The organism is Aeromonas sp. S18(2024), from assembly GCF_041402525.1.
GTDB lineage: Bacteria > Pseudomonadota > Gammaproteobacteria > Enterobacterales > Aeromonadaceae > Aeromonas > Aeromonas enteropelogenes.
Genome location: NZ_JBGLQV010000003.1, coordinates 359918 through 382846 on the forward strand (window position 1 = coordinate 359918; position 22929 = coordinate 382846).

At 62.2% G+C, this 22929-nt stretch carries 23 protein-coding genes and 3 tRNA genes; 5 read left to right on the plus strand and 21 right to left on the minus strand.

Annotated elements, in window-relative coordinates; translation table 11 throughout:
- Positions 1–73 precede the first annotated feature (73 nt).
- The 4 genes from ACB034_RS07820 (at position 74) to ACB034_RS07835 (ending at position 2084) form a co-directional block, all read left to right on the plus strand.
- Positions 74–150: transfer RNA gene (locus tag ACB034_RS07820), tRNA-Pro, on the plus strand.
- A gap of 36 nt (positions 151–186) precedes the next feature.
- Positions 187–263 (plus strand) — tRNA-Arg (locus tag ACB034_RS07825).
- Between the two features lie 49 nt (positions 264–312).
- A tRNA-His gene (locus ACB034_RS07830) sits at positions 313–388 on the plus strand.
- 532 nt (positions 389–920) lie between these two features.
- Positions 921–2084, plus strand: a complete 1164-nt coding sequence (locus ACB034_RS07835) for a PLP-dependent aspartate aminotransferase family protein (RefSeq protein ID WP_371172524.1) — start codon at positions 921–923, stop codon at positions 2082–2084.
- A gap of 73 nt (positions 2085–2157) precedes the next feature.
- On the opposite strand, the gene ACB034_RS07840 is transcribed toward ACB034_RS07835, so the two are convergent.
- The 3 genes from ACB034_RS07840 to ACB034_RS07850 form a co-directional block, all read right to left on the minus strand.
- A complete protein-coding gene (locus ACB034_RS07840; protein WP_371172525.1) occupies positions 2158–3819 on the minus strand; it encodes an AMP-binding protein in 1662 nt (553 codons plus the stop codon).
- A 98-nt stretch (positions 3820–3917) separates the two neighbouring features.
- Positions 3918–4196 (minus strand): YfcL family protein, encoded by a 279-nt coding sequence (locus tag ACB034_RS07845; RefSeq protein WP_042029226.1) that lies wholly within the window; start codon positions 4194–4196, stop codon positions 3918–3920.
- A 109-nt stretch (positions 4197–4305) separates the two neighbouring features.
- On the minus strand, positions 4306–5421 hold the full coding sequence (locus tag ACB034_RS07850; RefSeq protein WP_371172526.1) for an ATP-NAD kinase family protein: 1116 nt from the start codon (positions 5419–5421) through the stop codon (positions 4306–4308).
- 109 nt (positions 5422–5530) lie between these two features.
- Between ACB034_RS07850 and ACB034_RS07855 the strand changes: the two genes are divergently transcribed.
- Complete coding sequence (locus ACB034_RS07855) at positions 5531–6259, plus strand: TerC family protein (protein ID WP_371172527.1); 729 nt, start codon at positions 5531–5533, stop codon at positions 6257–6259.
- 82 nt (positions 6260–6341) lie between these two features.
- Here the strand turns inward: ACB034_RS07855 and ACB034_RS07860 are convergent, their stop codons facing one another.
- The 18 genes from ACB034_RS07860 to pspA form a co-directional block, all read right to left on the minus strand.
- Positions 6342–6830 (minus strand): OmpA family protein, encoded by a 489-nt coding sequence (locus ACB034_RS07860; RefSeq protein WP_225632095.1) that lies wholly within the window; start codon positions 6828–6830, stop codon positions 6342–6344.
- A gap of 26 nt (positions 6831–6856) precedes the next feature.
- On the minus strand, positions 6857–8098 hold the full coding sequence (locus ACB034_RS07865) for a diguanylate cyclase domain-containing protein (RefSeq protein ID WP_371172528.1): 1242 nt from the start codon (positions 8096–8098) through the stop codon (positions 6857–6859).
- On the minus strand, positions 8095–8664 hold the full coding sequence (locus ACB034_RS07870; RefSeq protein ID WP_327786561.1) for a YfiR family protein: 570 nt from the start codon (positions 8662–8664) through the stop codon (positions 8095–8097). Before ACB034_RS07870 ends, ACB034_RS07865 begins: the two co-directional genes overlap by 4 nt.
- A 175-nt stretch (positions 8665–8839) precedes the next feature.
- Complete coding sequence (tyrR, locus tag ACB034_RS07875) at positions 8840–10387, minus strand: transcriptional regulator TyrR (protein ID WP_042029231.1); 1548 nt, start codon at positions 10385–10387, stop codon at positions 8840–8842.
- Between the two features lie 134 nt (positions 10388–10521).
- A complete protein-coding gene (locus ACB034_RS07880; protein ID WP_371172529.1) occupies positions 10522–10626 on the minus strand; it encodes a 4a-hydroxytetrahydrobiopterin dehydratase in 105 nt (34 codons plus the stop codon).
- A 19-nt stretch (positions 10627–10645) separates the two neighbouring features.
- The gene (locus ACB034_RS07885) at positions 10646–10984 is read right to left on the minus strand and encodes a 4a-hydroxytetrahydrobiopterin dehydratase (RefSeq protein ID WP_042069638.1); all 339 of its coding nucleotides are present in this window, start codon (positions 10982–10984) and stop codon (positions 10646–10648) included.
- Positions 10985–11035: 51 nt separating this feature from the next.
- On the minus strand, positions 11036–11830 hold the full coding sequence (gene phhA, locus ACB034_RS07890; protein ID WP_371172530.1) for a phenylalanine 4-monooxygenase: 795 nt from the start codon (positions 11828–11830) through the stop codon (positions 11036–11038).
- A gap of 146 nt (positions 11831–11976) precedes the next feature.
- A complete protein-coding gene (locus ACB034_RS07895) occupies positions 11977–13407 on the minus strand; it encodes a gamma-aminobutyraldehyde dehydrogenase (protein WP_224209425.1) in 1431 nt (476 codons plus the stop codon).
- A gap of 29 nt (positions 13408–13436) precedes the next feature.
- Positions 13437–14255 (minus strand): ABC transporter permease, encoded by an 819-nt coding sequence (locus tag ACB034_RS07900; protein WP_017779087.1) that lies wholly within the window; start codon positions 14253–14255, stop codon positions 13437–13439.
- Positions 14245–15213 (minus strand): ABC transporter permease, encoded by a 969-nt coding sequence (locus ACB034_RS07905; RefSeq protein ID WP_017788200.1) that lies wholly within the window; start codon positions 15211–15213, stop codon positions 14245–14247. Before ACB034_RS07905 ends, ACB034_RS07900 begins: the two co-directional genes overlap by 11 nt.
- A complete protein-coding gene (locus ACB034_RS07910) occupies positions 15210–16223 on the minus strand; it encodes an ABC transporter ATP-binding protein (RefSeq protein WP_371172531.1) in 1014 nt (337 codons plus the stop codon). The genes ACB034_RS07905 and ACB034_RS07910 overlap by 4 nt, the downstream gene beginning before the upstream one ends.
- Before the next feature lie 63 nt (positions 16224–16286).
- A complete protein-coding gene (locus tag ACB034_RS07915; protein WP_371172532.1) occupies positions 16287–17432 on the minus strand; it encodes an ABC transporter substrate-binding protein in 1146 nt (381 codons plus the stop codon).
- 203 nt (positions 17433–17635) lie between these two features.
- Positions 17636–18559, minus strand: coding sequence for a LysR family transcriptional regulator (locus ACB034_RS07920; protein WP_042029238.1), 924 nt, complete (start codon positions 18557–18559; stop codon positions 17636–17638).
- A 177-nt stretch (positions 18560–18736) separates the two neighbouring features.
- Positions 18737–19780: a YcjF family protein gene (locus tag ACB034_RS07925; RefSeq protein ID WP_371172533.1), complete on the minus strand. Its 1044-nt coding sequence runs from the start codon at positions 19778–19780 to the stop codon at positions 18737–18739.
- A gap of 52 nt (positions 19781–19832) precedes the next feature.
- A complete protein-coding gene (locus ACB034_RS07930; RefSeq protein WP_371172534.1) occupies positions 19833–21239 on the minus strand; it encodes a YcjX family protein in 1407 nt (468 codons plus the stop codon).
- A gap of 173 nt (positions 21240–21412) precedes the next feature.
- The gene (gene pspC / locus ACB034_RS07935; protein WP_026456298.1) at positions 21413–21817 is read right to left on the minus strand and encodes an envelope stress response membrane protein PspC; all 405 of its coding nucleotides are present in this window, start codon (positions 21815–21817) and stop codon (positions 21413–21415) included.
- The gene (gene pspB, locus ACB034_RS07940; RefSeq protein ID WP_025326779.1) at positions 21814–22050 is read right to left on the minus strand and encodes an envelope stress response membrane protein PspB; all 237 of its coding nucleotides are present in this window, start codon (positions 22048–22050) and stop codon (positions 21814–21816) included. Before pspB ends, pspC begins: the two co-directional genes overlap by 4 nt.
- 3 nt (positions 22051–22053) lie before the next feature.
- On the minus strand, positions 22054–22734 hold the full coding sequence (gene pspA / locus ACB034_RS07945) for a phage shock protein PspA (RefSeq protein WP_026456297.1): 681 nt from the start codon (positions 22732–22734) through the stop codon (positions 22054–22056).
- Between the last annotated feature and the right edge of the window lie 195 nt (positions 22735–22929).

The following is a 22929-nucleotide window of genomic DNA, read 5'->3' on the forward strand; positions in this document are numbered from 1 at the left end:
GCTCCAACGCTTGGGTATGATGCCCGCCCGTTGCCCAGTACGACTCTTGTCGAGTATGCTGGACGCGGTATTTCGGTGATTAGCGCAGCCCGGTAGCGCATCTGGTTTGGGACCAGAGGGTCAAAGGTTCGAATCCTTTATCACCGACCAGGTTTGTCAACTTGCCTGCATGGCGGGTTGAGATACGCGCCCTTAGCTCAGTCGGATAGAGCAACGGCCTTCTAAGCCGTGGGTCGCAGGTTCGAATCCTGCAGGGCGCGCCATTGATTCCCTCTCTTATCAGATAAATGGAAATCAATGACTGTTTTAGTGGTGGCTGTAGCTCAGTTGGTAGAGTCCCGGATTGTGATTCCGGTTGTCGTGGGTTCGAGCCCCATCAGCCACCCCATTATCTCTCTGCTCTCGCAATTCATAGCGAGCAGAACACTCTCCAGAGTGAAACAAAAAAACCGGCCTATGCCGGTTTTTTTGTTTTTGCCCTTCTGCAAAATCAAAGGACTAAGCCCGTTCTTTGCTCTATGTATTCCACCTCATAAAGACACAAAATCATCAATACTCTGAACCTTGTTTCGTTTTTGCTTATAACTCAGAATAATTTGTTGTTTATGTTTTATTACGCCAAACGGTAACCTCTCCCATTCTCACCCACTTCCTATTACCGGACTCGCTATCCCGTCGCTAACTGCACTGCTGCAGCCCATGAACCTGCACTGATGTTCCTGCAGTTCGCAACATCACGCAATCAAGGCCAGGCATTCAAGCCCCATGACTATGCCCAACCGCACTGGTTGTCCTTGACCTTGCCAATCAGGATAGAGCGAGGAGCAAACCACCATAGACGGACTTCGAGCAACTTGGCTTGCCAACCATAATCACACCTGAATATCTGTGCCAGTTTCTGGCGACCACGGAGTAACACAATGAAATTCAAGACCATGAGCGTGCACAGCGGCCAGCGGATCGATCCCCAGACCGGGGCACTGACCACTCCGCTCTACCAGAGCAGTACCTTCAGCTACTTCAATGCCCAGGCGGGCAAGGAGCGCTTTGCCGGCCAGGCTCCCGGGTTCATTTACAGCCGCTTTGGCAACCCCACGACCGCCGAGCTGGAGCAGAAGCTGGCAGCCCTCGAAGGAGCCGACGAGGCGCTGGTGGTGGCAAGCGGTATGGCGGCGGTGAGCGCCATCATGTATGCCCTGGCCGATAGCGGCGATGAAGTGGCCTATGTTGGTCCTCTCTACGGTGGCACAGATGCGTTCCTCAAACAGACCTTCAGCCGCGCTGGCATCAAGGTCACCGCCTACGAGAGCGATCAGGATCTGCTGGCCAACATCCGCCCCGCCACCAAGGTGGTACTGTTCGAAACCCTGACCAACCCCACCCTCAAAGTGGTGGACCCGCGAGTGGTGGTCGAGGCGGCCCGCAAGGTGGGCGCCATCAGTGTGTGTGACAACACCTTCCTCACCCCCTATCTGCTGCGCCCACTGGAGCTCGGTGTCGATATCGTGATGCACAGCGGCACCAAGTACCTGGGCGGCCACGGCGACATCATCGCCGGGGTGGTGGCGGGCTCTCACGCACTGATGAAATCCATCCGCACCGTGGCACTCAAACATATCGGCTCCCCGATCGGCCCACAGGAGGCCTACCTGCTGCAGCGCGGGGTCAAGACCCTGCCCTTGCGCATGGATGCCCATCTGTACAATGCCCAGAAGGTGGCCGACTTCCTGGCCGCCCACCCGGCGGTGAAGAAGGTGATCTACCCGGGGCTGACCAGCCATCCGGGCCACCCTGCCCTTGGCGCCTTCGCCAGCGGCTTTGGTGGCATGGTGAGCATAGAGCTGGAAGGAGGGTTTGAGCGCTGCGCCACCTTGCTCGACAACTTGCAGCTGTTCGTGCAGGCGGTGAGCCTCGGCGATCTCGAGAGCCTGGCCTGCCATCCGGCCAGCACTACCCATGCCGCCATGGACGAGGCGAGCCGCCTCGCCGCCGGGGTCAATGACGATCTCATCCGCTTCAGCATAGGGGTGGAGGACGCGGACGATCTCATCGCCGATCTGGCGGCGGCGCTCGCCCTCCTTTAACTCTTTTACCTAACACAAAAACGGCGGCCATCATGGCCGCCGTTTTCACAACGCGATCAGGCGATGTCTGACATTACTCTTCCCACACGATGGAGCGTGAAGGCCACTGCTCGCCGATATCGGCATATTTTTGCTCCAGCAGGTGGCGGCGGATCTTCATGGTGGGAGTGAGCACGCCGTTCTCGATATTCCAGGGTGTCTTCACCACCAGGATGCCACGCAACTTGGCATGAGCCTCCAGCTGATCGTTGACCCGGTTGCGGGCCGCCTCCAGCTGGGCCTCGACCGCTCCCCTGTCCCCCTTCATGGCGCTTTCGGCGAGCTGCACCAGGGCGATGGGTTGTGGCATGCCGTAACCAATCACGCACAGCTGTTCTATGATGGACTCCTGCCCAAGCAGCCCTTCGATGGGGACAGGCGCCACATACTTGCCCTTGGCGGTCTTGAACACATCCTTCATCCGCCCCGTGATGGTGAGATACCCCTCCCTGTCCAGCTTGCCCATGTCGCCGGTATGGAGCCAGCCATCCGCATCGATGGCCTCGGCGCTGTGCTCGGGATCCTTGTAGTAGCCCAACATCATGCCTTCGCAGCGACAAAGGATCTCCCCTTCATCGGAGATCTTGATGGTCACGCCAAGCCCCGCCTTGCCGACGGTGCCAATCTTGTCTGCCCTGAACGGATAGTTGATGGTGGAGTAGGCATGGTTTTCGGTCATGCCCCAGGCTTCGGTGACATTCAGGCCGATGCTCAGGTACCACTCAAGCAGGGCCGGTGACACTGGCGCCGAGCCACAGCCCAGCACACGCGCCTGATCCAGCCCCAGCCCCTTTTGCAGCTTGCTCTTGATGAGGCTGGAAACCAGTGGGATTTTGAGCAGCAGATCCAGTTTCTTCTGGGGCAGTTTCTCGAGGATCTTGATGCGGAACATGGCCCACAGGCGCGGCACCGAGATGAACACGGTGGGACGGCAGCGCTTGACGTCCTCAATAAAGGTGTCGAGGGATTCGGGGAAAGCGATGGTGGCACCGCCAAACAGGCTACCGCCATAGATGTAGACCCGCTCTGTGATGTGAGCGAGCGGCAGATAGGAGAAGCCGCGATCGGCCTGAGTCAGGCCGACCGTTTCCACCAGCTTCTCGCAGGACCAGGCGTAGCGCTCGACGCTCAGCATGGCCCCTTTCGGCTTGCCGGTGCTGCCAGAGGTGTAGACCAGGCTCAGCAAGGCGTCCGGCGCCTGCACCGGGCTGTCGGGAATGGGCTCGTGCACCTCCAGCAGGTCGTCCCACTGGTGGCTGGCCGGCATGGTGTCATAGGGAAAGGCGATACGCAGCAGATCGGTGGGGACGCCGGCCTCCTGACTCTTCCAGTCATCCAGCTTGCCGACGAAGATGGCCTTGGCTTCGCTGTGGCGCAGCACATATTCGATGGTATCGACGTTGGCGGTGGGATAGATGGGCACACTCACATACTGCCCCATCTGCATGGCGAGATCGGCGATGAACCACTGGGCGCAGTTCTTGGAGAGCAGCGCCACCTTGTCACCAGAAACCAGCCCCAGATGACGCAGGGCCGTCACCATGCGCCGCGCCTCTTCCGCTACTTCACCCCAGGTGAAGTCGACATATTCGCGGTTGATGGTTTGTCGCAGATAAATCCGATCAGGACACTGCCGCTCCCAGTGATAGAGCATCTCGAGCGGCAGTTTCTTGGCAATATGTGATGTGGAAGCCATAGTTTAATCCCTGAAACAAAAGGCGATACTTATTATTAACCTTTTGATAACTATCAGGGAAGCAGAAACTCATACTTCCGTTTGAAATTTGTTTTTGATCAAGCTTCCGCTTGTTGCTGCAGGCGTTTCCACATGGTCTGCACCAGCTCTTCATCCTGCTCGGAGAGCTCCCCCTGCAAGATGGCCTCGTTGAGACTGCGCAGCACATAGCTCTTGACGTCGCGCACCAGGGTCTTGCCTTCCAGCTCGGCCCGGGCCACCGCCAGCGAGATATGCCCCCGCAAGTATCCTCCGGCAAACAGCTCATCGTCTGTCGCGGTGGCAACCATGTCGTCGATCAGTCCCAACAACTTGTGCTCAAAATCGTGAATCGTCATGTAACGCAGCCTCATTTCCGGGGTTGCCGGCAAAATAATTCGGGGGTATGGAACCGCAATCCGGTTGATTGCGGCTCTCTGGCGCCAGGCCAGCGGCTTCCTTGACGTCCTATTCCGGGTTGGCCACCGGGTAGATGACCTGATCCTTGTATCCCGTGGTGATCCGCAGATAACCACTCAACGCCCGGTTCAATTCGGGATCATCGGTATCCACCAGCAGCGGTCGGCCCTCAAGCGCGGCCAACTTGCTCTTGGTCGCCAGCACCTGGATATTTTCCAGCCCGACACACCGAATCACCTCTGGACTCAATTGCTGATTTCCGCGCCCGAACAAATGTCCCTGACCGCCTATCAGGGTAATGATCAGACGGCAGCGACGGCCGCGGATCCGGGTCAGGATCTCGGCGGCGGACAGATCCTGCCCGATAAGCCGGCCATTTTCCACCAGATCCACACCGAGCAAGGTATTTTCCAGGCCAAGCTCCGCCATGCAGGCGGCCACCGTGCTGCCAGACCCCATCAGGTAGAGAATATCGGGTTCCATTTGCTCCACAAAACCGGCGGCCAGATCCGCCAGCACCAACTCTTCGGACTCCTTGCCCCCCTGCTTGACCGCCTGTACGTAACGCAGATCGCCGGGCACCAGCAGCTGGCCATAGTGACGGGCACGCACCTTGCCCGCTCGAAATGCCTCTTCATCTATGTCCATCACCTCGGCATCGATAAGGCTGAGCAGCTCCCCTGCGATCATCCGTGCCGCCACCCTGCCCGTCGCGGCAGGGGTCACCCCGTAGACCCCCGAGTGGATCTTGCAGCCCGCCGGAATGCCGAGCACATGGCACGACTCCCCCACCGCCGCACAGATATCCCGCGCCGTGCCATCGCCGCCGGCAAACAGCAGCAAATCGACCCCGGCGTCACGCATCCGCTCGGCCGCCTGACGGGTGTCGGTGGCGCTGGTGGCCTCCCCTTCGGGGTGGTAGACAATCCGGCAGGGCAAGCCAAGAGAATAGGCCAGCGCCTCCCCCATCTCGCCGGCGACCGTCAGCAACTCGAACCGCTCAGCCAGCTCGCACAGCGGCAACAGGGCCTGCCGTACCCGCTCTTGAGCCTTGGGCACGGCGCCACGAGCAAGCGCCTCTTCCACCACGCCATCACTGCCCTTGAGACCAACTGCCCCGCCAATGCCGGCAACCGGATTAATGATGAGTCCTAATCGAAACATGTGTCCCTCCCTTGCGATGGCGACCATTCTTATCTTTTCGCCACACTGGGACAAGCGGTCTCCCCCTGTTAAAATGTTCCGTTTCGTTTTTCCCTATCAAGGTGCAATTATGTTGGAATGGGTTCTTGACCCCTCAGCCTGGGTCGCTCTCGCTACTCTTACCCTGCTCGAAATCGTACTTGGCATTGACAATATCATCTTCATCTCCATCCTGGTCGGCCGCCTGCCCGAAGCCCAGCGCCAGAAGGCGCGCATTCTGGGACTGGCGCTCGCCATGGGCACCCGCATCCTGCTGCTGCTCTCCCTGGCCTGGGTGATGCGCCTCACCAGCCCGCTCTTCACCGTGCTGGGCGAGGCCATCTCGGGGCGCGATCTGATCCTGTTGCTGGGGGGCCTGTTTCTCATCGGCAAGAGCGCCCACGAGATCCACGCCACTCTGGAGGGCGCGGCCGAGCCGGAGAACACGACAGCCGTCGCCTCCGGCTTTGTCAGCACCCTGCTCCAGATCGCCATCCTCGATATCGTGTTCAGCCTGGATTCCGTCATCACAGCGGTCGGCATGGCGGATCACGTGCCCGTCATGGTACTGGCCATCATGATCGCCGTCTTCATCATGATGTTCGCCGCCAAGGCCATCGGCGATTTTGTCGACAGCCACCCCACCATCAAGATGCTGGCGCTCTCCTTCCTCACCCTGGTGGGCTTCGCCCTGATGGCGGAAGGACTGGATGTGCACATTCCGAAGGGGTACATCTACTTCGCCATGGCCTTCTCGCTGGTGGTGGAGATGATCAACATTCGCCTGCGCAGCCACACGGCTGCCAACGGGCAGAAATAGCCATCACGATCGCAGGATCAAAAAGAGCGCCTCCCGGGGCGCTCTTTTGCTATGTACACGACATGTCTGGCTGGCTCTTGCCTTATTCGTTGGCAATCACGATGGCGACCCGACGATTGTCTGCCCGTCCGGCCGAGGTGCGATTGTCGGCTACCGGGGCCGTGTCACCACGCCCGCGGACCTCGAGGTTGGCCGGCTTCATGCCCACCGAGACCAGCACATCCGCCACCGACTGGGCCCGTTTCACCGAGAGTTGGCGGTTATAGGCGGCGTTACCCGTGTTGTCGGTATGACCGTCTATCCTGGCCTTGTCGAGGCCCACCTCCAGCAGGGAGTTGCCCAGCGTTTCCACCGCCTGGCGGGTCTGTGGTGTAAGCTTCCCGACGTTGTTGGCAAACAACACCCGGTTGGCAAAATCCAGCGTCCAGCCTTCATCGGTCAGATGAAAACCTTGCTCCTTCAATACCGTCACTTGTTCTTCGGTCAATCCCCTGGGCGGACTCTGACAGCCAGCCAGCAGGGAAAACAGCAGGCCAAGCACGGCGGCCTTGAGGGAGAGGGACATCTTCATTGTTACGACTCCTTAACGACTTCCATTCACGCCGTCCTGGCGGCATCAACCTCCTCTCGACGGGCGCGTTTTGCCAGATACATGGCACTGTCAGCCAGCGCACAAAGCTCGCTGGCACTTGTCCCGGGCTGATGGATGGCAAACCCTATGCTGATCCCGGCGACCAGCTGCTGCCCATCCCGCAATACCACAGGATCCTTCATCGCCTGCTGAATACGAGTGATCACCTCTTCCACATCCATAGCCTGATGGGCGGGACTCAACAGTATGGCGAATTCGTCTCCCCCGAGGCGGCACACCAGATCCCGCGGCCGCAGCTGGTGCTGCACACGCTTGGCCAAGGTCACCAGCACATCATCGCCGGCATTGTGCCCGAGGGAATCATTGATCTGCTTGAAGCGATCACAATCAAGGTAAAGCAGTGCAAAGGAGCTACCCTCCTGCTCCACCTCTATAATGGCCTGCTCCAGACGAGCCTCGAACAGTGCCCGATTGGGCAGCCCCGTCAAGGCATCGTGAGTCGCCTGATGCAGCAGGCTGGCATTCTCGCGAGCCTGATGCTGCTGCCATTCCTGCAACTCGTCGAGCAGGGAGTTGAAATCCTCCCCCAACTCGTTGAGCTCAACGATGGCAGCGGGGCTGGCGCGCATCCCAAGGGTGCGCTGGCGGCGCACCGAGTGGGCAACCTGCGCCAGATCCCTCAGCGGCCCGATGATCGACACCTGCATTCGTCCTGCCACATAGAGCGCCCCCATGGCACTGAGCAGCAGGCAGACCAGCATCACCAGCAACACCGCCAGCAAAAACAGCAACAGCGACTGTCCGTGTCCCCTGACCCGCACTTCGGCGATCACTTCCTTGCCCCGCATCATGGACTCCCGGGCAGGCCCCGGCAGTATCCATTCGGCCAGGTAGTTCTCCAGCCCCGCCAGGGGGGTATTCGTGGCTCGACGCCAGTTTGCCAGCAGGGTGCCATCGGGCAGATAGATCTGCGCTTCGGCAACCTCTTCACGCTCGGCGATGGTTCTGAGCGCCTCATTGGCCGCCTCCTCATCCCGGAACACCACAGCCGCCTCTGCGGTATAGCTGATGGCTCGGGCCACCAGCTCCAGATTGTGCTCCGCATGGAACCTCATGGCCAGCAAGGCGATCAGGGTGAGGAAGATCCCCACTACGCAGGCCGAGGTGAAGGCTGCCATCAGGTGGGTACGTCTGAGGTTTTGGTGCAGGGTCAGTCGTTGATCACGGGAGCCTGGCCAGGCCGTCATGGAGCCCCCCTATTCGCCTTGGCAAGCTTGAGGACGGCGGGATGGACCCGCACACCGCTCAGGGCCAACGCATCCAGGTTGACGTCGAAGCGAACCCGCTCGCTCGCGGGATCCGGCTGTAAACAGAAGACCGCACTGGCACTGCACTCGGCATTCTGTTCACTGATGCTGAGCACGGCCCGGCCTTTCAGGCGGGAAAAGAGGTCGAGCCGGGTCGCCTCATCCACCACTCCCAGATAGAGGACATCACAGTGATCGCGGATGGCAGGATCCGTCACCCCGTAACGATTGACGCTTACCGCTCTCCCATTGCTCTGCCCCGTGATGGAGAAGAGAGCGCCGGCATATTCGGTCGGCGCCACCACACACAGACGCAGCACCTCGGGCTCTACCGGCCAGCGGGTGTAGCTCATGATATCGAGCACCAGCTCCTTGACGGCACTCGCCCGCACCTCGGCAGCCGTCTTCGCCGCGGCGATGGTCCCCGAAGGAAACACCAGCCCCAGTACCAGCAACAGGAGTGACAGGCGGACAACAACGCCGGGGGAAGGAAATAACATCAGGATAAAACCGCCTCTCTCTATCACCGCCATCGTGCGGTTTCGGTACATGAACTGGAGAGAGTAAGGGGCCCGGCAACCCCTTGACAAGTCCGGATCCGGTCCCGATGGTCAGGTCGCACAAATAAAAACGGAGCCCATATTTCAATGGACTCCGTTGGATGCAAGGGGCGGGAGGAGATTACTTCTTGCCGATCCCGTATTCCCGCAACTTGTTGGCGATGGCGGTATGCGACACACCCAGTCGTTTGGCGAGCTGGCGGGTCGACGGGAAGGCTGGATAGAGCCGTGCCAGCAACTGGCTCTCGAAGCGCTTCACCGCATCGTCGAGATCCCCCTCGAACCACTCGTCGATGAGCGGCATGGCCTCGGCGGCCACCGGCAGATCGATCTGCTCGGGACCCAGCTCATCCCCTTCCAGCAAGGTCATGGCCCGATAAAGACAGTTGCGCAGCTGGCGCACGTTGCCGGGCCAGCGATAGGCGGTCAGGTAATCGGCCATGTTGCGGGTAAAGCGCGGACGCGGGCGCTGCAACTCGCTGGCAAAGCGGGAGACAAACTGCTGGGCCAGCGCCATGATGTCCGCCTTGCGCTCGCGCAGGGGAGGCAGACCCAGACTCAGCACGTTGAGGCGATAGTAGAGATCTTCCCGGAACTTGCCTTCATGCACCAGATCCAGCAGTTGCTTTTGGGTGGTGCAGATGAAGCGCACGTTGACCTTCACCTCCTGCTCGTCGCCCACCCGGCGAAATACCCCGTCCTGCAGCACCCGCAGAAACTTGGTCTGCAAATGGGGAGACATGTCGCCGATCTCGTCCAGCATCAGGGTGCCGCCGCTCGCCAGCTCCAGCACGCCGCGCTTGCCCTCGGTGTTGTTGCCAAAGGCACCGGGGGCATAGCCAAACAGCTCGCTCTCGGCCACGTTGTCCGGCATGGCGGCACAGTTGAGGGCCATGAAGGGGTGGCTGGAGCGCAGGCTGGCACCGTGACAGGCGCGAGCCAACAATTCTTTGCCGGTGCCGGTCTCGCCAACGATGAGCAGCGGGGCATCCTGCATCGCCAGCTTGCGGGCCTGGGCCAGCACCTCTTTCATCTTGGGGCTCTCGGCCTGCAGATGCTCAAAACCCCCCACCTCCACCGCATGAAGGGCGCTGAAATGCATGCCGACCCGACGGGCGGACTTGAGCACTACCACGGCGCCGGCCAGGGCCTGTTTGCCCTTCTCCTCGGCCACGAACAGCGGCATCAGATCCGCCAGATACTCCTCGCCATGGATGGTGAGTTTGCAGGTCTGGGGCTTGATCTCGCTCGCCTCCAGCCAGCGACCGAAGGAGAAGCCCTTGACCAGGGAGCCCAGCGCCACGCCGCGCACCTCCTCCACCGGCAGGCCGAGGGTGGTGAGCGCCGACTGGTTGGCCTGGGTCACCTTGCCCTTGCTGTCGAGGGAGAAGACCAGATCCGGCAACGCCTTGAGCAGCGCCTCGATCTCGTGGTGTTCCCGTTCGGAGGGCATGTAGGGGATGGTCTTGACGTCATAGACGCCGGGAATGCGGCGGATCTCCGGCATCAGGTGCTGGAAATCGCGAAACTCCAGCTCGGGGAAGTTGAGATAGATGATGCCTGAGGTATCGATTTCGATGCCGCGCAGATCGATATTGTGCTCCACCAGGCGGTCGAGCAGTTCCCGGGTCAGGCCCAGGCGGTCTTCACAGCTGACTTCAAGACGCATTCGGGACACACTTCCTAGCTAACTCTATGAATGACGGGATAATACAGACTCGCCCCCCCCAGTGCGAGCGCCAGCCCATAAAAATGCGGGCCTACCCCGCTTTCGCCGGGCAGGCCCAGGTCAACCCATGACGCTTATTTGAGCAGCTGATCGGTACGCGCCGCCATGATGAAATCGTTGCGGTGCAGCCCCCCCCCAATTTTGTGGGTCCACCAACTCACGGTCACCATATCGCCCACTCGATGAGTGGTGGCGTCTTCATTTCAGCAGCTCATCCGTGCGTGCCGCCATGATGAAGTCGTTACGGTGCAACCCGCCGATCTTGTGGGTCCACCAGCTGACGGTGACCTTGCCCCACTCGGTCAGAATGGCCGGATGGTGAAACTCCGCCTCCGCCAGCTCGCCGAGCCGGTTGGTGAAGGCCAGCGCCTCCTTGAAGTTGCGAAAGACGAATTCGCGCCTCAGCTGCAGCGCCCCCTCCACGACCAGCGGCTGCCAGTCGGGGATGAGATGCATCAGCTCGGCCAGCTCCTGATCGCTGACTTTGGGGGCATCGGCGCGGCACGCTTCACACTGCTGGCTCGCCAGTTCGGACATGGGACTCTCCTTGTTGCTCTCTTGATGGGGATCACGAAAAACCGGTGACGTTCAGCTCGCTTGCTTGCCCGTGGCGGGGGCAAAGCGTGGCGGACGCAAGCCAAGGCGCTTGGCCTCGGCCAGCGCAGCCATGATCTCCTCCCCGGTCAGCCGGTAGAGGGTATCGAGGCTTGGCAGCACAAAATAGGTGGGCTGCATGATATCGATGCGATAAGGGGTGCGCAGTACCTCGAGCAGGTCGAAGGGTTGCAACAGCGGCTGGCCCGAGAGGGCATAGGCGGTCTCGCCGATGGAAGAGAGAATGCCGCCGCCGTAGATCCTAAGCCCCGCCGGGCTTTCGATCAGGCCAAACTCCACGGTGAACCAGTAAAGGCGCGCCAGAAAGACCCGCTCCTCCTTGCTTGCCTTCTGCCCCAGCTGGCCATAGAGATGAGTGAAGTGAGCAAAAGCGGGATTGGTCAGCATGGCGCAGTGACCGAAGATCTCGTGAAAGATATCCGGCTCCTGCAGGTAATCGAGCTCGTCCCGATGGCGAATGAAGGTCGCCACCGGAAACTGGCGATTGGCCAGCAGGGCGAAGAAGCGATCGAACGAGATGAGGGCAGGTACCGCGGCCACCGACCAGCCGGTGGCCTCTTGCAACACGGCGTTGATCTCTGCCAGCTGGGGGATGCGATCCCGGGGCAGGCCGAGGCGGGCCAGCCCCGCCAGGTACTCATCGCAAGCCCTCCCCTCCAGCGCCCCGAGTTGGCGGTCGATCAGGATCTGCCAGGTGCCATGATCTTCATCCGGGTAGTGAATGACGCCCCGGGCATCCGGCTGATATGCGGTGTAAAGCGTTGTCATAGCGGTTCCATCCCTCGGCCCGGTGCGGGCTCCCTGACACTCTCTGGATCACTGTAACGTTTCGCCCCGCAAAAAAGCAGCCGACCCGAGGGTCGGCTGGCGGCAATAAATGTAAATAAATTGTGACAACCGTTCTGACTAGGCTGCTAGAGCTTGACCATGATGTGACGCGGCACAGTGTAGTCCTCCAGGGCGTAGAGGGAGAGATCCTTGCCGTAGCCGGACATCTTCATGCCGCCGTGGGGCATCTCGGAGGTGAGCATGAAGTGGGTGTTGATCCAGGTGCAACCGTACTGCAGGTGGCTGGCCACCTTGCTGGCCAGGCCGAGATCCCGGGTCCAGACCGAGCTGGCGAGGCCGTAGTCCGAGTCGTTGGCCCACTGTACCACCTGCTCGGCGTCGCTGAAGCGGGTCACCGACACCACGGGGCCGAACACCTCCCGGCGCACGATCTCATCCTCCTGGCGGGCATGGGCGATCAGGGTCGGCTCGAAGAAGAAGCCGTTGCCGGGGCGGATCTTGCCCCCCGCCGTCACCTCCACGTGACCGCTGCTCTGGGCCCGTTCCACGAAGCTGGCCACCCGGTTGCGCTGCCGGTCAGAGATGAGCGGCCCCATCTCCACCCCCTCCTCGCGTGGGCCGCCCACCTTGATGGAGGCCACCGCCTCGGTCATGGCGGCGACAAACTTGTCGTAGATCTTGCCCTGGGCATAGATACGGCAGGCGGCGGTGCAGTCCTGGCCGGCGTTGTAGAAGCCAAAGGTGCGGATGCCCGCCACCACGGCTTCCAGATCTGCATCGTCGAAGATAATGACCGGCGCCTTGCCGCCCAGCTCCAGGTGGGTGCGCTTCATGGTACGGGCGGCGCTCTGCAGGATCTTCTGGCCGGTGGCGATGTCACCGGTGAGCGACACCATGCGCACCAGCGGGTGCTCCACCAGCGGCGCCCCGACACTCTCGCCCCGGCCGCAGACGATGTTGATGACGCCGCGGGGGAAGAGCTCGCTGGCGAGTTCCGCCAGGCGCAGGGCGGTGAGCGGGGTCTGCTCTGAGGGTTTGAGCACCACCGTATTGCCGGCGGCGAGCACGGGGGCCATCTTCCAGGCCGCCATCATCAACGGGTAGTTCCAGGGGGCAATGCTGCCCACCACCCCGATGGGGTCGCGGCGGATCATGCTGGTGTGCCCCTCGATATACTCCCCGGCGAGTGGCCCCTGCAGGCAGCGGGCCGCGCCGGCGAAGAAGCGGAAGCAGTCCACCACCGCCGGCAGCTCGTCATTGAGCACCGCCAGATAGGGCTTGCCGCAGTTGAGGGATTCGAGCGCCGCAAACTCCTCGGCGTGGCGCTCGATGGCATCGGCCAGGCGCAGCAGCAGGGTACTGCGGCTCGCCGGGGTGGTGCGGCTCCACTGGGCGAAGGCGCGCTGGGCGCCGTTCACCGCCCGGTTTACCTGTTCGAACGAGGCTTCGGGTACCGAGGCGATCAGTTCCCCGGTGGCTGGGTTGAGGATAGGCTCGGCCTGGCCGTCACCGGTGACGAACTGGCCGTCGATCAAGAGTTGGGTAGAGAGTTTCATGGTTGCATCCTTGCGCGCGCGTTGAGTCATTATTTGCCACTGCCGGCGACGTCCTGGCCATCGCGGGTGAGGTAGTAGGCAAGCAGAATGGGAATGGTGGTGAAGGCCACTATGATGAGTGCCACCACGTTGGTGACCGGTCTGTCACGAGGGCGGATCAGCTCCTGATACATCCAGATCGGCAGCGTGGTCTGCTGGCCGGCGGTGAAGGTGGTGACGATCACCTCGTCAAAGCTGAGGGCGAACGCCAGCATGCCACCCGCCAGCAGGGCGGTGGCGAGGTTGGGCAGGATCACGTAGCGCAGGGTCTGGAAGCCGTCGGCGCCGAGATCCATCGACGCCTCGATGAGGCTCTGGTTGGTACGGCGAAAGCGCGCCAGGGCATTGTTGTAGACCACCACCACGCAGAAGGTGGCGTGACCGATGACGATGGTCCAGAAGCTGAAGGGGATCTCCATCACCCCATAGGCGGAGCGCAGCGCGATGCCGGTGACGATGCCGGGCAGGGCGATGGGCAGCACCAGCAAGAGCGACACCACCTCCTGGCCGAAAAAGCGGCTGCGGGCGATGGCCCCCGCCGCCAGGGTGCCGAGCACCATGGCCACCAGGGTGGCAAGCCCGGCCACCTCCAGCGACAGCTGAATGGCGCGCCACACGTCGGGGCGGTTGAGGGTCACCTCGAACCACTTGAGGGTGAGCCCGGGCGGCGGGAACTGGTAGCTCTTGCTCTCGCTGGTGAAGGCGTAGAGGAAGATGAACAGGATCGGAAAGTGCAGGAACAGGAGGCCGCCGATGGCTGCGTACTTGAGCAGACCGGAAGGCTGATTCGTAGAGGGATTAGAGCGCATCGAAGGCCCCCAGGCGTTTCGCGATGGTGAGATAGATGGCGATGATGAGGATCGGCACCAGCGAGAAGGCGGCGGCAAAGGGCAGGTTGCCCGCCGTGCCCTGCTGCATGTAGACCACCTGACCGATGTACATGGTGGAGTTGCCGATGATGCCGGGGATGATGTAGTCCCCCAGCGTCAGGGAGAAGGTGAAGATGGAGCCCGCCACCACGCCGGGCAGAGCCAGCGGCAGGATCAGGGTGCGAAAGGTCTGGGCCGGGGTGGCGCCGAGATCGCTGCTCGCCTCCAGCAGGGAGCGCGGGATCCGCTCCACCGCCGCCTGGATGGGCAGGATCATGAAGGGCAGCCAGACGTAAACGAACACGATGAAGGTGCCGATGCGGGAGAACGACAGCGACGGCCCGCCGATCACCGGCAGCGAGAGGATGGCGTCGAGCAGCCAGTCCAGCCCCAGAGTGTCTGCCAGCCAGCTGATGACCCCCTCCTTGGCCAGGATCAGCTTCCAGGCGTAGACCCGCACCAGATAGCTGGACCAGAGCGGCAACATGATGCCGACGTAGAACAGGGCCCGGGTCTTGCCGCTGGTGTAGCGCGCCATGTAGTAGGCCACCGGGAAACCGAGCAGGGCGCAGGCCAAAGTCACCAGCAGGGACATGCCGACGGTGCGCAGGATCACGTCCAGATTCTCCGCCCGCAGCAGGGCGACGAAGTTTTGCAGGCCCAGCTCGTGGCGGATCTGGCCGCTGAACTCGTCCAGCCCGAAGAAGGCGTTGGAGAGCAGCATCAGCAGGGAGCCGACATAGATGATGCCGAGCCAGAGCAGCGGCGGCCCCAGCAGGATGGCCAGCAGCAGGCCGGAGCGGCCGTAGAGCAGAGTGGAGAGGCGCCGCAGCGGCCTGACGCGAACGGAGTCGGTAGCGTGGCTCATGGCAAGGCTCGCACTGTGAGGGGCGCTCATGGTTGAGCTCCCTGGTGGGCGGTGTGCAGACGGTGGATCGCCTGCTCCGGCCAGCTGAGGCTGACCCGAGTGCCACGGGGCAGGCGGGCCTGGCCCTCGTTGGGGTGGTTGACGATAAGCTCGAGCTGCTCGCCGAGATCGACCCGGTAGCGCACGAAGGGACCGAGGTACTCCACCTCGCGCACCTCCCCGGACCAGCCGGGGCTGCCAGCTTCGGCGAGGCGGATCCGCTCCGGGCGCACCATCATCTGACGCGCATCGCCACACAGACGCCTGGCCTGCTCCCCCTCGAACAGGTTGACGGTGCCGACGAAGCGGGCGACGAAGGGGGTGGCGGGGGCGTCGTAGATGGTGTCCGGCGCGGCGATCTGCTCGATCTTGCCCTGATTGAAGATGCAGATGCGGTCGCTCATGGAGAGCGCCTCCTGCTGATCGTGGGTGACGAAGATGAAGGTGATGCCGAGCTGGCGCTGCAGCGCTTTGAGCTCAAGCTGCATCTGCTCGCGCAGCTTGAGATCGAGCGCACCCAGCGGCTCGTCCAGCAAGAGGATACGCGGCTGGTTGATCAGCGCGCGGGCAATGGCGATGCGCTGGCGCTGGCCGCCGGAGAGCTGGCCGGGCTTGCGGTTGCCGACACCGGGCAGGCGTACAAGCTCCAGCATCTCGTCCACCTTGCGGTAGCGCTCCGCCTTGCCCACGCCCTTGAGCATCAGGCCGTAACCGATGTTGTCGCGCACATCCATGTTGGGGAACAGGGCGTAGTCCTGAAACACCGTATTGAGGTTGCGATCGTAGGGCGGCACCGTCGAGCAGGGTTCACCGAACAGGCGGATCTCCCCCTCGCTCGGGTATTCGAAACCCGCGATCATCCGCAGGCAGGTGGTCTTGCCGGAACCGCTCGGCCCCAGCAGGGTGAAGAACTCGCCGGCCGGGATCTGGAAGGAGATGTCGTCAACCGCGGCCACCTCGCCATAGTGGCGGCTGACCCGGTCAAATTGTACGGCGTTCATGGGGCGTCCTTGTCTGCGTGGGAAGCGGGCCGGACTCCTGTCCGGCCCTGTGGTTAGCCGGCCTTAGCGACCACCCAGGATGGCGATATAGTCGGAGACCCAGCGGTAATACGGCACACAGGTCCCCTGGCTCTTGCACTGGGAGACGGGGGTACGCCAGAAGTGCACCCGATCGAAGTTATCGATGCCGTTGGTCTTGCACCCCTCCTTCCCCAGCAGGGCGTTGCCCTCGCAGGCGGCCGGCACCACGGGCACGGAGCCGAACCAGGAGGCGAGATCCCCCTGCAGCTTGTTGTTGAGGGAGTGCTCCAGCCACTTATAGGCACAAGTGAGGTTCTTGGCGTCGCTGTGCACCATGCTGGTGTCGGCCCAGCCGGTGACCCCTTCCTTGGGCACTGTGGTGGCGATGGGCTGCTTGTCGGCGATCAGGGTATTGGCCTGGAACGGCCAGGAGCCGGAGGCCACGACCCCCTCGTTCTTGAAGTCATCGATCTGGACGAAGGCGTCGTGCCAGTAACGCCCCACCAGCTGGCGTTGCTGGCGCAGCAGGTCGAGGGAGGCCTTGTACTGATCCTCGTTCAGTTCATACGGATCCTTGATACCGAGGGCCGGCTGATGGGTCATCAGATAGAGGGCCGCATCAGCGATGTGGATGGGGCCGTCAAACGCCTGCACCCTCCCCTTGTTGGACTTGCCGTCCGCCAGAGTCTGCTCCTCAAACACCACGCTCCAGGAGTCGGGCGCCTTGGGGAACACCTTGGTGTTGTACATCAGGATATTGCCGCCCCACTGGTAGGGCACACCGTAGTGCTTGCCATCCACCGTGTGCCAGGGGGCATTTTGCAGGCGGGGATCTATCCTGTTGTAGCTCGGGATGAGCGCCAGATTGAGCGCCTGCACCTTGCCACCGGCGATGAGGCGCAGGCTGGCATCGCCCGAGGCGGTCACCAGATCGAAGCCCCCCTCGTTCATCAGCGCCACCATCTCGTCCGAGGTGGCGGCCGTCTTGACGTTGACCTTGCAGCCGGTCTCTTTTTCAAATCCAGTGACCCAGTCGTAATTCTTGTCGGTCTCGCCACGCTCCACGTAGCCAGCCCAGGCCACAATGTTGAGCTGGCCTTCCCCCTTGCCGAGTGAGGTGGGGGCGGCCTGAGTCTGGCCAGCCAGCAGCGCGGGGATCAGGGCCAGGGTCAGAGGGGTCAATTTCATCTTGCTCTCCTTGCATGATTGGCAATCGTGGCGGCGCCACAGTAGGCATTAACATCCTGTTAACCAGTCATGAGCGTAGGAGAAGCCGGGAGCAATGAGAATTTCAATTTTTAACGGCTTGGGTATCTGAAAAATCGATATCGAGTGCAGATGAATCTGATTTTTAGCGACAACCCCGCCTGATGGTTGACCCATCCCTTCGGTTAGCGGGAAGCCTGCTGGCGAGCCCGCAGCCGGCTCTGATCCCGCGCGATATCGATAAACTCGCGGGCGGTCCACTCCAGCCGGGAACCACGTCGCCACACCAGGCCGATGTCGATGGCGGGGATCGGCTCCTTGATGGCACGAGCCTCGACCCGCTCCTGCTCCAGCGACCAGGGGCGATAGGCAAAATCCGGCAGCAGGGCGACGCCGAGCTGGCTCGCCACCAGGCTGCGCACCGCTTCCACCGAGGCAGTGCGCAATACGGTGCGCGGCGCAACGCCGTAGCGACGCAGCCCGCCGCCGATGATCTGATCCAGCTGGTCGGCGGTCAGGGAGATCATGGGCTCCTCCCCCAGCGCCTTGAGAGAAAGGGTCGACTCGGCGCAGAACGGATGGTTGGCGGCAAGCCAGAGCCGCAGCGGCGAGCGGGTCAGCAGCTCGGTATCGAACGCCTCCTGGCGGATGGTGCGGTTGGTCATCAGGATCCCCACGTCCACCTCGCCGTTGACGATCTGGTGCTCGAGATAAGGCTGCTCATCCTCCTTCACCTCGATCTGCACCGCCGGAAAGGCGCGGCGAAAGCGGCCGAGCGCCTCCGACAGGTAGTAACCGGCCACCAAGGTCGTCACGCCGATAGTGAGCCGCCCCTGATCCTGCTGGGCCACCGCCTTGAGGGAGTGGCTGGCTTCGGTCATGGCGCCGAGGATGCGGCGAGCGTGCAGTAAAAACTGGTGGCCTTGGGTGGTGAGGCTGACCCCACGCGGGTTGCGATCGAACAGGGGGGCACCGAGCTCGGTCTCCAGCTCGCGGATGGCGCTGGTGACAGCCGACTGGGAAATATGCAACTCGGCGGCGGCGCGGCTCACTGAGAAGCTGTCGGCCACCGCCACAAAATAGCGGATCTGGCGAAAGGTAAAGTTCATCTGGCATCCTTGCCGTAGAGCATCGGTCGAATGGCCAGCTTACCCGCAATGCTCGCCGGACAACAATGCACACAGGGATCACAGTTGCCGAACCGGAGGGCCAACACGACGCATCCCCGCCACCCTTAAACAGGATCGGCGGGGATGCGATGCTCCTCATGTCATCGAAAGGCAGGATCAGCCTTTGTTGAGATAGCCCGCCAGCTGGCCGATCAGCCGCTTGCGCAGCTCACCGAGTTTGGGTTTCTCATCCGCGCACCAGGGCAGCGGGCGGCACGCCTCTATGGTGCGCAGACCAAGGCGGGCAGTGAGCAACCCTGCCCCCACCCCTTGCGCGGCGCGGGCCGAAAGCTTGGCGGTGAGCTCGGCCCCCAGCAAGTCCATCCCCACCTCGGTCACCAGCTCGGTGGCACCGGCGTAGAGCATGTTGCGAAACACCTGGCGAATGAGACGGATGCGGCTCCAGTAACCGAGCTCGATGGCGTAGACATCGGCGATGTCCTCGATCATCCGCAGGTTGCGCCACAGCATCAGCATCATGTCGACGGTGGCAAGCGGGCTCAGGGCCACCAGCACGGCGGCCTCCCCCGACCACTTGGCCACCCGCGCCTGGGCCAGCTTGTCGCGCTCGCCGAGCACCAGCTGGCTGTAGAGGGTCAGCACCTCCCGATCGCTGTGGCTCTCGTCGAGCTGGCCAAGCCAGCTCTGGTACCCTTCGCGCCCCTTGTCACCGCTGCGCTCGGCCAGCTGTTCGCAGAACGCCTGCCCCTGCCCGACCCCCTGATGGGCCAGCAAGTCTTCGGCCCGCGAGCGCACATCCTGGCGCTTCTTGAGGGTGCGCAGCCGCAACCACTCGCGCCCCACCACCCCGGCGGTGCCCACCGCCACCAGACCGGAGGCCAGCAGCCAGGCGCTGCCCCAGAGCGGAGTGGTGAGAAATTGATCGTAGAGGAAGGCACCATACTGCCCCAGGGAGAGCAAGCCGACCGCCCCCAGCCCCCAGGCGAGCAGCCGATGACGCCGGCGCGGCCGCAGGGTCAGAGCCGGTTCCACCTCGGTGAGGGCATCGAGATCGTCGAGGCGCTCGAAGCTGGTCTCATCGAGACGCTGGGCGGGGGCTGGCGGTCGCTCCTCGCTCGCCACTTTGAGGGCTGGCTCCAGGATCACCTTGCCCTGCAGCGATGCATTGGCATCCCCGTGCTGTTTTCTCTGATCGTTCATCACTTTTTCTCCTGTGCGCGGCGTGTCGGTACGGCACGACAGCGCGCACGACTCATTCGAGATGATCCCCGAGCAAAAACTCCAGCGCCGCATCGAGCCGGATATGGGGCAGCGCCTGATGGGCACTCATGGGCATGGGGCGAAACGCCTGAAAATCAAAGCCCTGGGTGTTCCACCATTGCGCGGGCGGAATATGGGAGGGCACCTCGCCCGGGAACAGCAAGAGCGGCTCACCCGAGAGGCTGGTGCCACGGATAGCGGGAAACTCGCGGCCATTGGCCACCCCCTTGCCCACTTCGGTCGCCTTGATGGCGGCCAGCGCCAGGCACTCTGTGGCGATCCCCTCAAAGCGGGCCTGACCGCGACCACTACGCACCAGATGCTGAAGCAGGGAGACCAGGGGACCGTGCTGCTCCGGCGTCACGTGATCCGCCTTGCTCGCCACAAACAGCAATTTGTCGATACGCGGCGAGAAGAGCCGGCGCCACCAGTTGCTCTTGCCGTAGGCAAAGCTCTCCATGATGCGAGCAATGGCCTGTTGCATGTCGCCAAAGCTGGCGGCGCCGGCATTAAGGGGCTGCAAACAGTCCACCAGCACGATCTGGCGATCAAAGCCCGCGAAGTGCTGCTCATAAAAACCCTGCACCAGGTGCTGCTTGTACTGCTCAAAACGCTGCTTGAGGGTGGCGTAGAGGGTGCCATCAACGGGTTCGCCGGCAGGCTTGTCCCACACCCAGGGCACAAACTGCAGCATGGGGGCACCAGCATACTCCCCCGGCAACACGAAGCGACCGGGCTGGATAAGGTGCAGTCCCAGCTCCCGCTTGCAGGCGTGCAGATAGTCGGTATAGCGCTCGGCAAGCTGGGCGACCGGCCGCTCCTCGAAGCCTTGATCCGCTTGCCAGGCGGGCGTCAGCCAGCCGGCGGCAAGGGTTTGCAACTCGGGGCGGCGCAGCTGATCACGCACTTGCTCGCTCCACTGCTCATAACTCATCTCGAGTAACGGCAGATCGAGCAGCCACTCCCCCGGATAGTCCACCAGATCCACGTAGAGGGTGGAGATCTCCCCTAGGTGCTTGCGCAGGGGGTGACGGGTGCGATAACGGATTTCGAGGCGCACCTCGGCTACCCCGCGGGTGGGTTCGGGCCAGGCCGGCGGATCGCCAAACAGGGAGTCGAGGCCGCGCTCGTAAGCAAAGGTGGGAATATGGGGATTTTGCTGCGGCACCCGGCGGGCACCGAGAATGCGCCCCTGGCGCAGGGCATCCCACAGGGGCAGACGACCGTCGATGGCCGCATGTTCCAGCTGGTTGACCAGGGCGGTAATGAAGGCGGTCTTGCCGCTGCGGGAGAGGCCGGTCACCGCCAGCCGGATGTGGCGATCCCGAACCCGGTTCACCACGTCGTTCGCCTTGTGTTGCAGGCGATTCAACTTCTGTTCCAGTTTATTGAGTATCAAGGCTGATCCCGTTCTCCCTAGCTTGGTGATTGGGTTGGTGATGGTGTTGCTGATTGGCTTGGATAGTCTCCCCGTCCAAACACTCGCCTCTGCCGATGGGCACCTGCCGCCACCTTGGTGGCTGCAGGTGCCTGTCTGTGGGGTGAGAGGTTCGCACAGGGCCGGTGGCTGGCTTACAGCTTGCGAAACTCCCGCTGCAGGGTGAACTCCTTGGAGGTCACCAGCTTCTCGATCTGCTGCAACCTGGGCTCCAGCGCATCGAGCTCGCGATTGATCCGCCCCAGAGCCTGATGGGGGGTGATCCCCGCCTGCCAGCTGCGCGCCTTCATTCGTACCTCGGCAAAGGCCTCTTCCTCCTGCTCATAGAGGGTGACCGGCTTCTTGTCGAGCAGGAACCAGGCCGCCATATAGGCGGTGAAGGTGATGAAGCCGGCGAAGATGAGGCCACTGATGGCCAGCAGGCGCACGATCCAGGTCTCCACCCCGAAATAGTCGGCAAGACCGGCGCAGACCCCCGCTATCTTGCCCTGGCGGGGATCGCGATAGAGATTGCGTCCCTCACGATACGCGCTGTTCATACCTTGTTCCTCCAGCCCGGGACTTCAGCGTCCAGAATCGACTCGAGTGCCCCGACCCGCTCCTGCATCTTCTCGGCGCGGGCCAGCAGCCCTTGCAGCTGCTCCCGCTCGCTATCGGCCAACCCGGCGCCGATCCGTCCCTTTGCCCGGTAGTGCAGCACCAGCCAGATGGGAGCCACCACCACCATGAAGACCACCATGGGAACCATCAATACACCCAGCAGATCTTCCATCTGTTACTCCCCCTGTTTCGGCGCACTGTCGCCCTGGCCCAGCTTCTGACGCATGGCCTCAAGTTCGCGGCTTATCTGATCGTCTACCTCCAGCTCGGCAAACTGTTGATCCAGCGCCTTGTCGGACTGTCCCAGATCGGCGCGGGCCTCCATCTCGTCGATGCGACGCTCCATGCGCTCGAACTTGCTGACCACCGCCTGGCTGTCACCACGGGCCACCTGGCTCTGCACGTTGAGACGGCTGCTGGCCGCTTCGCTGCGAATGGCCATCGCTTTTTGGCGGGCGCGGGCATCTTCAAGCTTGGCTTCCAGCTGACGGATCTCCTCCCCCAGCTTCTCGATGCCGCTGTCCACCGCCTGCTGCTCGCGCAGGAGCGCGTCGGCCAGCTCGGTCTGCTTTTTCTTCTCGATGAGGGCGGCGCGGGCCAGATCCTCACGTCCCTTGGTCAGGGCCAGTTCGGCCTTGGCCTGCCACTCGTCCACCCGCTCCTGATGACGGGCGACCTGGCGGCCGATCTCTTTCTGGCTGGCGAGGAAGCGGGCCAGGTTGGAGCGCTCCTTCACCAATTCGTCTTCCATCTCCTGGATGATCAGGCGCACCATCTTCTGGGGATCTTCTGCCTTGTCGAGCAGGGCCGTCAGGTTGGAATTGATGATGTCGGCCAGACGGGAAAAAATACTCATGATTGCACTCCTGTTATTGGCATGGCGTTGTTTCTCCATTGACAATGGCAACTTGTGTGCCAATCTGGAACGAAATTTAACTCTTTGATTTATATGGGGGCAGAATGATCGCGTTTCAAGGTGTCCGGTACAAGTGGTGATAAAAATCACCAACTTTTGGTAAGATTGACCAGCTTTTATAACCGACAGGGATCA

What these genes read in the sequence shown, in the direction of transcription:
- ACB034_RS07835 (WP_371172524.1), top strand. Translation starts at nt 921, where the DNA reads ATGAAATTCAAGACCATGAGCGTGCACAGCGGCCAGCGGATCGATCCC.
- ACB034_RS07840 (WP_371172525.1), bottom strand. Translation starts at nt 3,819, where the DNA reads ATGGCTTCCACATCACATATTGCCAAGAAACTGCCGCTCGAGATGCTC.
- ACB034_RS07845 (WP_042029226.1), bottom strand. Translation starts at nt 4,196, where the DNA reads ATGACGATTCACGATTTTGAGCACAAGTTGTTGGGACTGATCGACGAC.
- ACB034_RS07850 (WP_371172526.1), bottom strand. Translation starts at nt 5,421, where the DNA reads ATGTTTCGATTAGGACTCATCATTAATCCGGTTGCCGGCATTGGCGGG.
- ACB034_RS07855 (WP_371172527.1), top strand. Translation starts at nt 5,531, where the DNA reads ATGTTGGAATGGGTTCTTGACCCCTCAGCCTGGGTCGCTCTCGCTACT.
- ACB034_RS07860 (WP_225632095.1), bottom strand. Translation starts at nt 6,830, where the DNA reads ATGAAGATGTCCCTCTCCCTCAAGGCCGCCGTGCTTGGCCTGCTGTTT.
- ACB034_RS07865 (WP_371172528.1), bottom strand. Translation starts at nt 8,098, where the DNA reads ATGACGGCCTGGCCAGGCTCCCGTGATCAACGACTGACCCTGCACCAA.
- tyrR (WP_042029231.1), bottom strand. Translation starts at nt 10,387, where the DNA reads ATGCGTCTTGAAGTCAGCTGTGAAGACCGCCTGGGCCTGACCCGGGAA.
- ACB034_RS07885 (WP_042069638.1), bottom strand. Translation starts at nt 10,984, where the DNA reads ATGTCCGAACTGGCGAGCCAGCAGTGTGAAGCGTGCCGCGCCGATGCC.
- phhA (WP_371172530.1), bottom strand. Translation starts at nt 11,830, where the DNA reads ATGACAACGCTTTACACCGCATATCAGCCGGATGCCCGGGGCGTCATT.
- ACB034_RS07895 (WP_224209425.1), bottom strand. Translation starts at nt 13,407, where the DNA reads ATGAAACTCTCTACCCAACTCTTGATCGACGGCCAGTTCGTCACCGGT.
- ACB034_RS07900 (WP_017779087.1), bottom strand. Translation starts at nt 14,255, where the DNA reads ATGCGCTCTAATCCCTCTACGAATCAGCCTTCCGGTCTGCTCAAGTAC.
- ACB034_RS07905 (WP_017788200.1), bottom strand. Translation starts at nt 15,213, where the DNA reads ATGAGCGCCCCTCACAGTGCGAGCCTTGCCATGAGCCACGCTACCGAC.
- ACB034_RS07910 (WP_371172531.1), bottom strand. Translation starts at nt 16,223, where the DNA reads ATGAACGCCGTACAATTTGACCGGGTCAGCCGCCACTATGGCGAGGTG.
- ACB034_RS07915 (WP_371172532.1), bottom strand. Translation starts at nt 17,432, where the DNA reads ATGAAATTGACCCCTCTGACCCTGGCCCTGATCCCCGCGCTGCTGGCT.
- ACB034_RS07920 (WP_042029238.1), bottom strand. Translation starts at nt 18,559, where the DNA reads ATGAACTTTACCTTTCGCCAGATCCGCTATTTTGTGGCGGTGGCCGAC.
- ACB034_RS07925 (WP_371172533.1), bottom strand. Translation starts at nt 19,780, where the DNA reads ATGAACGATCAGAGAAAACAGCACGGGGATGCCAATGCATCGCTGCAG.
- pspC (WP_026456298.1), bottom strand. Translation starts at nt 21,817, where the DNA reads ATGAACAGCGCGTATCGTGAGGGACGCAATCTCTATCGCGATCCCCGC.
- pspB (WP_025326779.1), bottom strand. Translation starts at nt 22,050, where the DNA reads ATGGAAGATCTGCTGGGTGTATTGATGGTTCCCATGGTGGTCTTCATG.
- pspA (WP_026456297.1), bottom strand. Translation starts at nt 22,734, where the DNA reads ATGAGTATTTTTTCCCGTCTGGCCGACATCATCAATTCCAACCTGACG.